The sequence below is a fragment of the Streptomyces sp. NPDC022910 genome (genome assembly GCF_055561075.1).
On the sequence record NZ_JBVHHL010000023.1, the window covers coordinates 30,765 to 44,276 of the forward strand.

At 72.0% G+C, this 13,512-nt stretch carries 9 protein-coding genes; 5 read left to right on the forward strand and 4 right to left on the reverse strand.

What is annotated here, in order from left to right; genetic code table 11:
- Positions 1-39 precede the first annotated feature (39 nt).
- Together ACZ3TS_RS22060 and ACZ3TS_RS22065 are read right to left on the reverse strand one after the other, a co-directional pair.
- Entirely contained in the window at positions 40-528 is a 489-nt protein-coding gene (locus ACZ3TS_RS22060; RefSeq protein WP_467620328.1) for a PaaI family thioesterase, read from the reverse strand.
- A gap of 55 nt (positions 529-583) precedes the next feature.
- Positions 584-2,863: an FdhF/YdeP family oxidoreductase gene (locus ACZ3TS_RS22065; RefSeq protein WP_467620331.1), complete on the reverse strand. Its 2,280-nt coding sequence runs from the start codon at positions 2,861-2,863 to the stop codon at positions 584-586.
- Between the two features lie 495 nt (positions 2,864-3,358).
- Here ACZ3TS_RS22065 and polA point away from each other — a divergent pair, with 495 nt between their 5' ends.
- Positions 3,359-6,085: a DNA polymerase I gene (polA, locus tag ACZ3TS_RS22070; RefSeq protein ID WP_467620334.1), complete on the forward strand. Its 2,727-nt coding sequence runs from the start codon at positions 3,359-3,361 to the stop codon at positions 6,083-6,085.
- Between the two features lie 254 nt (positions 6,086-6,339).
- Positions 6,340-6,801, forward strand: coding sequence for a hypothetical protein (locus ACZ3TS_RS22075; RefSeq protein WP_467620337.1), 462 nt, complete (start codon positions 6,340-6,342; stop codon positions 6,799-6,801).
- Here ACZ3TS_RS22075 and ACZ3TS_RS22080 read toward each other — a convergent pair.
- Positions 6,731-7,582: a DUF4184 family protein gene (locus ACZ3TS_RS22080; protein WP_467620340.1), complete on the reverse strand. Its 852-nt coding sequence runs from the start codon at positions 7,580-7,582 to the stop codon at positions 6,731-6,733. The genes ACZ3TS_RS22075 and ACZ3TS_RS22080 overlap by 71 nt on opposite strands.
- Positions 7,583-7,856: 274 nt before the next feature.
- Here ACZ3TS_RS22080 and ACZ3TS_RS22085 point away from each other — a divergent pair, with 274 nt between their 5' ends.
- The 3 genes from ACZ3TS_RS22085 to pgfA all read left to right on the forward strand — a co-directional run bounded on the left by ACZ3TS_RS22085 (position 7,857) and on the right by pgfA (position 10,906).
- Entirely contained in the window at positions 7,857-9,563 is a 1,707-nt protein-coding gene (locus tag ACZ3TS_RS22085; RefSeq protein ID WP_467620342.1) for a lytic transglycosylase domain-containing protein, read from the forward strand.
- 143 nt (positions 9,564-9,706) lie between these two features.
- Positions 9,707-9,841: an SPW_0924 family protein gene (locus ACZ3TS_RS22090; protein ID WP_467620345.1), complete on the forward strand. Its 135-nt coding sequence runs from the start codon at positions 9,707-9,709 to the stop codon at positions 9,839-9,841.
- A gap of 72 nt (positions 9,842-9,913) precedes the next feature.
- Positions 9,914-10,906: a cell envelope lipid trafficking protein PgfA gene (gene pgfA, locus ACZ3TS_RS22095; protein WP_467620348.1), complete on the forward strand. Its 993-nt coding sequence runs from the start codon at positions 9,914-9,916 to the stop codon at positions 10,904-10,906.
- Here the strand turns inward: pgfA and hrpB are convergent.
- Positions 10,896-13,499 carry an ATP-dependent helicase HrpB gene (gene hrpB / locus ACZ3TS_RS22100; protein WP_467620350.1) on the reverse strand — a complete coding sequence of 868 codons (2,604 nt, stop codon included), beginning with the start codon at positions 13,497-13,499 and terminating at the stop codon, positions 10,896-10,898. The genes pgfA and hrpB overlap by 11 nt on opposite strands.
- Between the last annotated feature and the right edge of the window lie 13 nt (positions 13,500-13,512).

Consider the following 13,512-nt stretch of genomic DNA (forward strand, 5'->3'; position numbering starts at 1 on the left):
CTGAGGGGGTGTCCGTGGGCTTCGGGCACCCCCCGGGGGTCAGCCTGCGGCGCGGATGTGGTCCCCGTCGCCCGGCTTCACGTCGCGCAGCAGGCAGGTGAGACGGGCGGTGCACACGCGCTTGCCGTCCTCGTCGCTGATCACGATCTCGTACGTCGCGGTCGAGCGCCCCCGGTGGACGGGGGTGGCGACGCCGGTGACGAGGCCGGAGCGCGCCCCGCGATGGTGGGTGCAGTTCAGGTCGACGCCGACGGCGATCTTGGAACTGCCGCCGTGGAGCATGGAGCCGACGGAGCCGAGGGTCTCGGCGAGCACGGCGGAGGCCCCGCCGTGCAGCAGTCCGTACGGCTGGGTGTTGCCCTCCACGGGCATGGTGCCGACCACCCGCTCCGCGGAGGCCTCGAGGATCTGCACGCCCATGCGGGTGCCGAGGTGCCCGGCGGAGAAGAGGGCGGGCAGGTCGACGCCGAGCGCGGCGTACTCGTCGACGACTTCTTGCGGGAACTTCACGGTGTGCTGCTCGCCCATGGGGCACGGCTCCGTTCGTCGGTGATCGGTCACTCGGCTGTGGCTGAGCAAACGCTCAGTCGGTCGCCGATTGTTCCAGGCGGACCACGACGGACTTGCTCGCGGGGGTGTTGCTCGTGTCGGCGGTGGCGTCCAGCGGGACCAGGACGTTCGTCTCCGGGTAGTAGGCGGCCGCGCAGCCGCGGGCGGTGGGGTAGTGCACCACGCGGAAGCCGGGGGCGCGCCGCTCGACGCCGTCCTTCCACTCACCGACCAGGTCGACGTACGAGCCGTCCGCCAGGCTCAGCGCACGGGCGTCCTCGGGGTGGACGAGGACGACGCGGCGGCCGTTCCTGATGCCGCGGTAGCGGTCGTCGAGGCCGTAGATCGTGGTGTTGTACTGGTCGTGCGAGCGCAGGGTCTGCAGCAGGAGCCGGCCCGCGGGGAGCTTCGGGTACTCCACAGGGGCCGCCGTGAAGTTGGCCTTGCCGGTGGCGGTGGGGAAGCGGCGCTCGTCGCGGGGCGCGTGGGGGAGGGTGAAGCCGCCGGGGCGGGCCACGCGCGCGTTGAAGTCCTCGAAGCCGGGGATCACGCGCGCGATGCGGTCGCGGACGGTCGCGTAGTCCTTCTCGAACTCCTCCCACGGGACGTTGCTGTCCGCGCCGAGCACGCGGCGGGCCAGACGGCTCACGATGGCCGGCTCGGACAGCAGATGGGGGCTCGCCGGCTCCAGGCGGCCGCGGGAGGCGTGCACCATGCCCATGGAGTCCTCGACGGTCACGAACTGCTCGCCGCTGCCCTGCAGATCGCGCTCGGTGCGTCCGAGGGTGGGCAGGATCAGGGCACGAGCTCCCGTGATGGTGTGCGAGCGGTTCAGCTTGGTGGACACGTGCACGGTGAGCCGGGCGCGGCGCATGGCCGCCTCGGTCACCTCGGTGTCGGGGGAGGCGGACACGAAGTTGCCGCCCATCGCGAAGAAGACCTTCGCCTCGCCGTCGCGCAGGGCACGGATGGCCCGTACGACGTCGTAGCCGTGCTCGCGCGGCGGTGCGAACCCGAACTCCTTCTCCAGGGCGTCCAGGAAGGCGGGCGCGGGGCGCTCGAAGATGCCCATGGTGCGGTCGCCCTGCACGTTCGAGTGACCGCGCACCGGGCACACGCCCGCACCGGGGCGGCCGATGTTGCCGCGTAGCAGAAGGAAGTTGACGACCTCGCGGATGGTGGGCACCGAGTGCTTGTGCTGGGTGAGGCCCATGGCCCAGCAGACGATGGTGCGCCGGGAGGCGAGGACCATCCGCAGCGCCTTCTCGACCTCCTCGCGGGTGAGACCGGTCGCCTTGAGCGTCTCGTCCCAGTCGGCGGCGCGGGCGGCCTCGGCGAACTCCTCGAAGCCATGGGTGTGTTCGCGGACGAAGTCCTCGTCGACCGCGCCCTCCGTCTGGAGGACCAGCTTGTTGAGGAGGCGGAAGAGGGCCTGGTCGCCGCCGATGCGGATCTGCAGGAACAGATCGGTCAGGGCGGCGCCCTTGAGCATGCCCTGGGGGGTCTGCGGGTTCTTGAAGCGCTCCAGTCCCGCCTCGGGCAGCGGATTGACGCTGATGATCTTCGCGCCGCCCGCCTTGGCCTTCTCCAGGGCCGAGAGCATGCGCGGGTGGTTGGTGCCGGGGTTCTGCCCGGCGACAATGATCAGGTCCGCCTTGTAGAGGTCCTCGAGCAGGACGCTGCCCTTGCCGATGCCGATCGTCTCGGAGAGCGCGGAGCCGGACGACTCGTGGCACATGTTCGAGCAGTCGGGGAGGTTGTTGGTGCCCAGTTCGCGGGCGAAGAGCTGGTAGAGGAACGCGGCCTCGTTGCTGGTGCGGCCCGAGGTGTAGAAGACGGCCTCGTCGGGGGAGCCGAGCGCGGCGATCTCCTCGGCCACGATGTCGAAGGCGCGCTCCCAGCTCACCGGCTCGTAGTGATCTCCCCCTTCGGGGAGGTACATGGGATGCGTCAGGCGACCCTGCTGTCCCAGCCAGTAGCCGCTGCGGTTCGCGAGGTCGGCCACGGAGTGCGCGGCGAAGAACTCCGGCGTGACCCGGCGCAGCGTGGCCTCCTCGGCGACCGCCTTCGCGCCGTTCTCACAGAACTCCGCTGTGTGCCGGTGGTCGGGCTCGGGCCAGGCACAGCCCGGGCAGTCGAAGCCGTCCTTCTGGTTCACGCGCAGGAGGGTGAGCGCTGTGCGGCGCACACCCATCTGCTGCTGGGCGATGCGCAGGGTGTGTCCGATGGCGGGCAGCCCCGCCGCCGCGTGCCTCGGACCGGCGACCTGCGGCGCGTCCTGAACCGGGTCACTCTTGGGCGGCTTGCCGGCCATCTCGGCCCTCCCCTTCGCGTACACCTGTGAGGTATGCCTCCGATCCTCGCACGCGGCGGTGACAGCGATCGCGCCCGGTCGGGCCGAGGACGGCAGCGATGGTTGCGGTCGGCCGACGGCGTGCGGCTGCGCGTTGCATGATGCGGGTCCGTGCTGCGTCGTGCGGCTGCGCGTTGCATGATGCGGGTCCGTGCTGCGTCGTGCGGCTGCGCGCCGTGCTGCGACTCGGTGCCGCCGTCGGGACTCCCGCGCCCTCCCGCGGCTCCGACTCCCTGCGGCTCTGCGGCTCCCTGCGGCCCTGCGGCTCCCTGCGGCCCTGCGGCCCTGCGTCGCCCTGCCGCGCTGCGGCTCCGCATCGCCGCCGCGACGGCGGGTCGCCACGAGGGCGTGGTCCGGCGGCGCCGAACCGGCCGGAACCCCGGAATCCGCCTCGCGCCCGCCGGAGGCACCCGCGGGCGGGGCCGAGTGTCAGTGGGTCGTGGCAGGATCGGGGGCGTGGCAGAGACAGCATCGAAGAAGACCGAGAAGACCTCCGGCGGCAGCCGTCCCCGGCTGATGCTCATGGACGGGCACTCACTGGCCTACCGCGCGTTCTTCGCGCTGCCCGCGGAGAACTTCACGACCGCGACGGGCCAGCCGACGAACGCGATCTACGGCTTCGCGTCGATGCTGGCGAACACGCTGCGCGACGAGGCGCCCACGCACTTCGCGGTGGCGTTCGACGTCTCGCGCAAGACCTGGCGCTCCGAGGAGTTCACCGAGTACAAGGCGAACCGTTCGAAGACCCCGGACGAGTTCCAAGGACAGGTCGAGCTGATCGGCGAGCTGCTGGACGCGATGCACGCCCAGCGCTTCGCCGTCGAGGGGTACGAGGCGGACGACGTCATCGCCACCCTCGCCACCCAGGCCGAGGCCGAGGGCTTCGAGGTGCTGATCGTCACCGGTGACCGCGACTCCTTCCAGCTGGTCACCGAGCACACCACGGTGCTGTACCCGACGAAGGGCGTCTCGGAGCTGACCCGGTTCACCCCGGAGAAGGTCTTCGAGAAGTACGGACTGACGCCGGCGCAGTACCCGGACTTCGCGGCGTTGCGGGGCGACCCGTCGGACAACCTGCCGGGCATCCCGGGCGTCGGCGAGAAGACGGCCGCGAAGTGGATCAACCAGTTCGGTTCGTTCGCGGACCTGGTCGAGCGCGTCGACGAGGTCAAGGGCAAGGCCGGGCAGAATCTGCGCGACCACCTGGAGTCGGTGAAGCTCAACCGCCGGCTCACGGAGCTCGAGCGGCAGGTGGAGCTGTCGAAGGCGGTCGCCGACCTGCAGCGGGCCCCGTACGACCGCAAGTCCGTCGCGATGGTCCTGGACACCCTGGAGATCAGGAACCCCTCGCTGCGCGAGCGGCTCTTCGCCGTCGACCCAGGTGCCGAGGAGGCCGAGGTGACCCCGGTCGCGGCGGACGGCGTCCAACTGGACGGTTCGGTCCTGGGCGCGGGCGAGCTGAAGCCGTGGCTCGCCGAGCACGGCGAGCAGACCCTCGGGGTGGCCACGGTCGACTCGTGGGCGCTGGGCACGGGCGCGGTGGCCGAGATCGCGCTCGCCGCGGCCGACGGGGCGGCGGCATGGTTCGACCCCGCGGAGCTGGACGAAGCGGACGAGCACGCATTCGCGGCGTGGCTCGCCGACCCGGCGAAACCCAAGGTGCTGCACAACGCCAAGGGCGCGATGCGGGTCGCCCCCGAGCACGGCTGGTCCGTCGAGGGCGTGACCATGGACACGGCACTCGCCGCGTACCTGGTGAAGCCGGGCCGTCGCTCCTTCGCGCTGGACGCGCTGTCGCTGGAGTACCTGGGCCGTGAGCTGGCGCCCGCGGCCACGGCCGACGGGCAGCTCGCCTTCGGCACGGACGAGGGCGCCGAGGCCGAGGCGCTGATGATCCAGGCCCGCGCGATCCTCGACCTCGGCCAGGCGTTCGAGGAGAAGCTGCGGGAGGTGGGCGCGGCCGACCTGCTGCGCGGCATGGAACTGCCCGTCTCCGCGCTGCTGGCCCGTATGGAGCGGCACGGCATCGCCGCGGACCGCACCCACCTGGAGGCCATGGAACAGTTGTTCGCGGGTGCCGTCCAGCAGGCGGTGAAGGAGGCGTACGCGGCGGCGGGGCACGAGTTCAACCTGGGCTCGCCCAAGCAACTCCAGGAGGTCCTCTTCGGTGAGCTGGGCCTGCCCAAGACCAAGAAGACCAAGACGGGCTACACGACGGACGCGGACGCGCTGGCGTGGCTCGCGGCCCAGACGGACAACGAACTGCCGGTGATCATGCTGCGTCACCGCGAGCAGGCGAAGCTGCGGGTGACGGTCGAGGGCCTGATCAAGACGGTCGCGACGGACGGTCGCATCCACACCACGTTCAACCAGACGGTCGCGGCGACCGGCCGCCTGTCGTCGACGGACCCGAACCTGCAGAACATCCCGGTGCGCACGGACGAGGGCAGGGCGATCCGGCGCGGCTTCGTGGTCGGCGAGGGCTTCGAATCGCTGATGACGGCGGACTACAGCCAGATCGAACTGCGCGTGATGGCTCACCTTTCCGAGGACGAGGGCCTGATCCAGGCGTTCACGTCCGGGGAGGACCTGCACACCACGGTCGCCTCTCAGGTGTTCGGGGTCGGCCGCGACGCGGTGGACGCGGAGATGCGGCGCAAGATCAAGGCGATGTCGTACGGCCTCGCGTACGGTCTGTCCGCGTTCGGCCTGTCCCAGCAGCTGAACATCGAGGCGGCGGAGGCCCGTGCCCTGATGGACACGTACTTCGAGCGCTTCGGCGGTGTGCGGGACTATCTGCGGCGCGTGGTGGACGAGGCGCGGGCCACGGGCTACACGGAGACGCTCTTCGGCCGCCGCCGCTACCTGCCCGACCTGAACAGCGACAACCGTCAGCGCCGGGAGACGGCGGAGCGGATGGCGCTGAACGCCCCGATCCAGGGCACGGCCGCGGACATCGTCAAGATCGCCATGCTGAACGTGGACCGGGCCCTTCGCGGGGCCGGCCTCCAGTCCCGCATCCTCCTCCAGGTCCACGACGAAATCGTCCTGGAGATCGCGCCGGGCGAGCGCGAGAAGACGGAGGAACTCGTGCGCCGTGAGATGGCGGGCGCGGTACAGCTGAGGGCGCCGCTGGATGTGTCGGTGGGAGCCGGAGGGGACTGGGAGTCGGCGGCGCACTAGCCGAGGCGGCGGGGTGACGGGTGCGAGCTGTCCTTCGGGAGACGGCTCGCATCTCGGTGCGCTCCGTCCCTCACACCCCCGCGCTCAGTGCCGGGTGAAATGCCGAGAGGCGGCGCTGTCCGCCGCGACGTCGAGCAACGGGGCACGACCCCCGGTCCGGGCACCGCAGACCGCGACCGCACCCCGGAGGGAGCCGTCACTCGGCCGGCCCCCGCGAAAAGGCCCCCGCGTCGAAGGCGGCGTAGAGATGCCCCATGGGTATACGCGTGCTTCCCCGTCGCACGGCGATCCGCGGGGCCGTCGTATGCGCCGCTCTGCTGCCCCACCTCCCGGCCTACGCACTCGGTGCGGGCACCGGCCGGCTGCCGGCTCCCTCCCTCGCCGCCCGCGCCTCCGCGCTCACGGCCAGGGTGGCAAGAGGCCTCCAGAACGTCCGAACCGCGTTCGCCTCCCGGCTGAGGGCCTTCCCCAGGGCCCTGCTGCGCGGCTCGGGCCCGTCCTGTTCCCGCGTCGGGCACCGGCAGGAACACCCCGCGGATGCCACGGCCACGGCACGGCTCCGGGCACTCCTCACCGCTGCCCGGGAACTGCTGCACGGCCTCGCCGTCCACCGCCCCCGCTTTCCGGCCCGCCCAGCCAAGGCGGTCAGTGGGTCGGCGGCCGGATCGGCTCCGCAGTGCCCGCAGGGTCGGCGGCGGCCGGACGCAACGACCTGACCCCGGCCGCGTACAGGGCCAGCCCCACGACGAGACCCGCGCCCGCGCCGAAGCACACCGTCGGGATCAGTTCCCACGGCTTCGCGGTCGCCCCCCAGTAGGCCCACCACCGTGACGCCCGTTGCGCCGCCCCCGCCGCCGCGCACCCGCCGATCACCGCAGCCGCCAGCCATCGGTCGGCCCAGGACAGCAGCGGTACCCGCGAAACGATCGGTGAACCGGCCGGCAGACGCCGCAGTGCCACCGCCACGAACACCGCGATCACCACCGCCGCGACCGCCGAACTTCCGTACTGCAGATACCAGAACAGGGGCGAACCCGCGATCTGCCGCTCCAGCACGGGAAACAAGCGGGTCCCCCACCGGTCGAGGTGCGTGAACGCGTCCCACACGACATGCGTCAGCGCACCCAGCGCCGCGGAGACGTACCACCGGAAGGCGAGAGCGAGCGAGACTCCTCGCTGCGGAGTGCCACAGCGCACCAGCGACGCCACCCGTCCCTGCCAGGCCCGGGGCAGCAGCGCCACCAGCGGCTCCCGCAGTGCCAGCCAGGCCCAGACCAGCGCGAACGCGATGAGCACATCGACCGTGAACACCCCGGCGAAGGAGTGCGTGACGACGCCGAACTCCATCGCGCCGGGCACCGCACTCGCCGCGAAATAGGTCATGTCGGGCGCGAAGGACCCCGCTACGAGGACCGCGGGCACCAGCCGCCCGCGGCCGGAGCCGTCCCCGCGCACGGCGGGGAGCACGGCCGCGGCATGGCTGAGAGTGAACGGCAAGTCGGCTCCCGGCGGCAGTCGGTGGCCGGGTACAACCACCCGGCGATCACGGATGTCCAGTATGAGGGACGCATGAAAAAGGTGAGGCGATCGGCCCGGCTCCTGCGTTCCACCCAACCGGACATGACCAACTGGTGAAAACCGGGCACCAACCGGTGCCGGGGCGACGGAAGTTGTCGTAGGGTCACTTGGTCGCTGCGCCGGGCGCGTGGTCGAACGCACGTAGCACCACAAACGGGCGAACGCAGGGTCGTCGACGGGAGGGGTTCACTCAATGACGGCGCAATTCGGCAGGAGGCTGCGCAAGGGAGCGGCAACCACCGCTGCGGCCGCGGCCGCGGTCGCGGCTCTGGCCGCCTCCCAGGCTCCGGGAGCGGCCACCGACGACCAGGGCAGAGAGACCACCGGTGCCCAGGCCGCGCCTGAAGCGACCGGTGGCGGCAGCGGAGGTGACACGGCCACCGGCAACGGCGGCTACTACACCGACCTCCCGCCGCTCAACAGCCCCACCGAGTCGCCCAGCCCGAGCAGCGGCCCCACGACGGGTACGACCGGTGGCTCGGAGGCGGGTATCCCCGCCACCGTCCTCGGCGCCTACAAGAAGGCCGCGGCCGAACTCCGGCAGTCCAAGCCGGGCTGCAATCTGCCCTGGCAACTGCTGGCCGCGATCGGCAAGGTCGAGTCCGGCCAGGCACGCGGCGGCCGGGTCGACGCGAGCGGCACGACGTACTCGAAGATCCTCGGCCCGGTCCTCAACGGCAACGGCTTCGCGTCGATCAAGGACACCGACAACGGTGCCTACGACGGCGACAGCGTCTACGACCGCGCGGTCGGCCCCATGCAGTTCATCCCCTCGACGTGGGCGTGGGCGGGCCGCGACGGCAACGGCGACGGCGTCAAGGACCCCAACAACATCTACGATGCCGCCCTCGCCGCCGGCCACTACCTCTGCCGCTTCGACCGTGACCTGTCGGTCCAGTCCGACATGAACGCGGCGATACTCGGTTACAACAACTCGCAGGAGTATCTGAACACCGTTCTGTCCTGGTACGAGTACTACCGCAAGGGCACCCACTCGATCCCGGACGGCACGGGCACGCTGCCGTCGCACCGCAGCGACGAGAACTCCGGAGCGAGCCCCACCCCGCCGTCGAAGAGCCCGAAGCCCGGCACCCACAAGCCGGGCAACGGCAGCTCCGCCAGCCCCAGCCCCAGCCCGACCCCGCCCACGCCGGGCAAGCCGACGCCCTCGACGCCGCCGCCCACCCCCACCGACACGGTGGACCACCTGGCGGACGGCGGCACCGGCACGCTCTCCGCCATGGCGGGCGACACGTTCGGTCAGAAGGTCGTGGTGAAGGCCGTGACCAAGGCAGGCAAGGCCGTGCCGAAGGTTCGCGTGCGGTTCACGATCAGCGGCGACACGGACGCCGCCTTCACGGGTGGCGAGACCGTGGCCACCGTCGTCACCGACAGCTCGGGCAAGGCCACCGCGCCCGCGCTCGTCGCCGGGCAGACGACCGGCGCTTTCAAGGTCCGCGCCCTCGTCGTGGGCCGCACGGTCACCGGCCTCGACTACCCGGCCACCGTGACCGAACGCCAGGCTGACGCCCTCGCCCGCACCAGCACCACCGAGCTGACCTGCGCCCCGGGGGGCGAGTTCGCGGACCAGGTAGAGGTGAAGGCGACCTACAAGGGTGCCGTGGCGGACGGCGTCGCGGCCACCGCGACCCTCATCAAGTCGGCCGACGACCCGACCGAGAACGACAAGGGTCCCTACTTCAAGGACGCGGACGGCACGACCGTACGCACCCTCACGGGCCTGAAGACCGACGCGAACGGTCTGCTGACGCTTCCCAAGCTGTACGCCGACGACGCGACCGGCACGTTCCTGCTCCGCATCACCACCGCGGGCGGCGCGACCCTGACGGTCGAACTCAACGTCGCCGCGGCCACCCCGTCGCCCAGCCCCAGCTCGTAGGCGCCTTCCTTCGCGTACGACGGCGGCGCCCCTCCACTTCGGAGGGGCGCCGCCGTCGTGCGTGCGACGTGTTCTCATCTCGCGCGCCCGTTGCTACGGTGCCGGGCCTGACGACGTATCAGTTACGGTCCCGGGAGGCCCGTATGCGCGCCCTCATCGCAGCCGCGATCGGACTCGGCGCGGCGCTCGCGCTGGTGTTCACCCTGACGGCCACGGGCTCGCCAACCGGCAAGACGTCCCCGAAGCCGCTGCTGACGACGGTCCCCAGCCATCCGTGACGCACGGGTCCCGAGCGCCGTGACGCACGACGGGACCCGGACACCCACCGCACGCACAGGGAGGACCCCGAGATGCGCCGCAAGGCCGGCCTGATCCTGCTCGCCTTCGCCGTGTTCTTCACGGCGCTGTCCCCGCTGCTGCGCTGGTACGTCTTCCCACGCATGGCCGAGGTCCCCGCGAACCAGTACCAGGACATGGTCCTGGAGGCGAAGAACGCCACCCTCCTCGACTACGGCACCATGCAGTCCCGCACGGTTCCCGAGGTCACCATCGTGCAGACCCTCAAGGGGAACGTGGAGGCCGCGGAGAAGATCGAGAAGACGGCCGGCCGGGACGTGGTGGTCTGGGACGGCCTGTCCTATGTGCGGGGTCCCGACGGCAAGATGGTCTCCCGCATCCCCGAGCGCTACATCTTCGACGCGCACAGCCAGGAACCCGTCCACGCGACCGGCGAGATGGTCGACGGCGACCCCGTCAGGCGCGACGGCATCGAGTTCAAATGGCCGTTCCTGACGCAGAAGAGGGACTACGAGTACTTCGACGCGCAGGCGCGCATCACGGCGCCCATCCACTACCGGGGCACGCAGACCTTCCGGGGGGTGAAGGTGTACTACTTCGAACAGACCATCCCCTGGACGAAGGTCCCCTTCCCCAAGGCCATGCCTGTTCAGGGCATCACGCCCGAGTCGGTCGCGAAGACCGGCACGACCCGCTGGTACACCACGGTCCGCAAGTTCTGGGTAGAGCCCGTGACCGGTGCGCCCGTCTACGGCGAAGAGATCCACAAGGAGGAGCTGCGCGGCGGCACGCTCCTGGGGGGCCGGGACAAGGTCACGGCGTTCGCGGGCCATGTGAAGATGCGCGAGGACTACATCAGGTCGACGGTCGCCCTCGTCAAGCACAACCGCCTGCTGGTGCTGATGCTGACGTCCTACCTGCCCTGGGGTTTCCTCGTCCTGGGTGTCTGTCTGCTGTCGCTGTCCCTCTACCTGGAGGCACGCGGGCGGCGCCCGGGCGAGGCGGCGCCCACCGAGGCCGTGGAACCGGAGCCGGTCACCGCCTGAGCCGCGCGTTCGTGTGCCGGGTCGGCTCCGCACCCGCCGGGTCCTCGGGCCAGGGGTGCTTGGGGTAGCGGCCCCGCAGCTCCGCCCGTACGGCCCGGTAGCCGTCCCGCCAGAAGGACGCGAGGTCGGCGGTGACGGCGGCGGGGCGCCCCGCGGGGGAGAGCAGATGCACGAGAACCGGGACACCCGCGATCTCCGGTGACTCCTGCAGCCCGAACATCTCCTGCACTTTGACGGCCAGGACGGGCCGCTCGGGGTCCGCGTAGTCGATCCGGATTCTGGACCCACTGGGCACCGTGATCCGCTCGGGGGCGAGCTCGTCGAACCGGGTGGCATCCCCGGTGGACCAGGGCAGCAGCCGGGCGAGGGCCTGTCCGGCGTCGATCCGCGCGAGGCCGGCTCGCCGCCGGGCGCGGCTCAGCTCGGGCTCGAGCCACTCGTCCACACGCGCGTGAAGCGCGTCGTCGGTGACGTCCGGCCAGGGCTCACCCAGGTGCCGTCGCAGAAAGGCAAGCCGCTGCCGCAGAAGGCGGGCCTCCGGAGACCAGCGCAGCAGCTCGAAGCCCTCCGCCCGCAGCCCTTCCAGAAGTGCTTCGCGGACGAGGACGGAGGCAGGCTCCCTCAGCGGCCGCACGGTCAGCTCGACGGCCCCGAGCCGCTCGACGCTCCTGGCGACCACGTCCCCGTCGGCCCAGTGCACCTCGTCGCCTTCGGAGTGCAGAGCGGCGGCGGCCCGTCGCGCCACATCCTGGTCGACCACGGCGGCGAGCCTCACGCGCGCGTGCCCCGACCCGACGGGCCGGTCGGCGACGGCGACGGCGAGCCACGGGGCTCCGCGCAGACGCGAGCCGTCCGCCGGTTCGGCGCGGGTGCCGTTCACCATCAGATACGAACCGGCATCGGCCCGCGCGAGCCGCTCGGGAAAGGCGAGAGCTGCCACGAGTCCCACCACATGATCGTCCTGCCCCCGCGCCGCGCCGTGAGCGCCCGAGGAGGGGCCGTGGAGGTCGGAGGCAACAGCTTCGAGGCCGGAGGCAACGGCCTGGGATCCGGAGGCAAGGCCACTCCGGGGAGGAACGTCGGAAACGTCGCCCGCCGCGGCCCGCAGCCGGCGCGCCTCGTCGCGCCAGCGGGCCGCGTACGCGTCGCCCCCGCGCCGGGCCGCCCGCCACGAGGCCGCCAGGTCGTCCCCGTACTCCCGCGGCGGCTCCTCGCTGAGCAGGGCGACCACCTCGGAGGCCCGGTCCACGCCGATCTCCGGGGCCGCGTCCAGCAACGCCCGGGCCAGCCGCGGATGCAGACCCAGCCGGGACATCCGAACGCCCCGTTCCGTGGCCCGCCCCGCCGCGTCCACCGCGCCGATCGCCGTCAGTACCGTCCGCGCAGCCGCCATGGCCCCGCCCGGCGGTGCATCCAGGAGTGCCAGCCCGGACGCGTCAGGGTCGCCCCAGCACGCCGCCTGCAAGGCGAACGCCGTCAGGTCGGCCAGTCTGATCTCCGGCGTGGGGAAGCGGGGCAGCCGCGTGTCCTCCATCTCGGACCAGCAGCGATATGCCCGGCCCGGGGCCTCGCGCCCCGCCCGGCCTGCGCGCTGCCGGCCCGCGGCCTGCGAGGCCCGTACCGTCGTCAGGGCGCTCAACCCGCGCGCATGGTCCACCCGCGGCTCCCGCGCGAGACCGGAGTCGACCACCACCCGTACCCCGGGCACGGTCAGCGAGGACTCCGCGACGGACGTCGCCAGCACCACCCGCCGTCCGGCGCCAGGGGAGAGCACCGCGTCCTGGACGGCCGCCGGCGCCCGCCCGTGCACCTGGAGCACCTCGACATCGCGCAGGTCGCCCAGCTGGCCCGCCACGCGCGCGATCTCCCCCACGCCGGGCAGAAAGCACAGCACGTCGCCCTCGCACTCGGCGAGCGCCCGGCGCACCACCGACGCCACATGGTTCAGCAGCGCCGGGTCCACACGCATCCCGTGCGGCGGCCTTACGGGACGCGCCGGGGGAGGCGCCCAGACCACCTCGACGGGGTACGACACCCCCTCCGCCTCGACCACAGGAGCACCGCCCAGCAGCCGCGCCCAGCCCTCCGCGTCCGTCGTCGCGGACGCCGCCACCAGCCGCAGCCCGGGCCGCAGGGCCTCCCGTACGTCCAACAGGAAGGCGGCGGCCGTGTCGGCGTCCAGGTGCCGTTCGTGGCACTCGTCGAGCACGACCATGTCCACGCCCGCAAGCTCCTGGTCCCGCTGCAGCCGCTGGAGCAGTACACCGGTCGTGACGACCTCCACGCGCGCGTGCCGTCCCATCACCCGTTCGCCGCGCACGGTGTGGCCGACGCTCTCCCCGGGCTTCTCCCCGAGCAGCCACGCCATCCGCCGGGCCGCGGCCCGAGCGGCGATCCGCCGAGGCTCGGCGACCACCACACGGCGTGGCGGGCCCTCGCCGACCAGTCCGGCGAGGACCAGCGGCACGAGCGTCGTCTTGCCGGTACCGGGCGGCGCGCACAGCACCGCGACACCTTGTTCGTCCAGCGCGCCGCGAAGAGCGGGGACGGCGGAACGGACGGGGAGGCGGTCGAGGGCGTCGTGGCGGATCACCGCACCAGTGTTC

Excerpts from the sequence above, each read along its gene's own strand:
- ACZ3TS_RS22060 (WP_467620328.1), bottom strand. The coding sequence starts at position 528 with ATGGGCGAGCAGCACACCGTGAAGTTCCCGCAAGAAGTCGTCGACGAG.
- pgfA (WP_467620348.1), top strand. The coding sequence starts at position 9,914 with ATGCGCCGCAAGGCCGGCCTGATCCTGCTCGCCTTCGCCGTGTTCTTC.
- ACZ3TS_RS22085 (WP_467620342.1), top strand. The coding sequence starts at position 7,857 with ATGACGGCGCAATTCGGCAGGAGGCTGCGCAAGGGAGCGGCAACCACC.
- ACZ3TS_RS22075 (WP_467620337.1), top strand. The coding sequence starts at position 6,340 with ATGGGTATACGCGTGCTTCCCCGTCGCACGGCGATCCGCGGGGCCGTC.
- ACZ3TS_RS22065 (WP_467620331.1), bottom strand. The coding sequence starts at position 2,863 with ATGGCCGGCAAGCCGCCCAAGAGTGACCCGGTTCAGGACGCGCCGCAG.
- ACZ3TS_RS22090 (WP_467620345.1), top strand. The coding sequence starts at position 9,707 with ATGCGCGCCCTCATCGCAGCCGCGATCGGACTCGGCGCGGCGCTCGCG.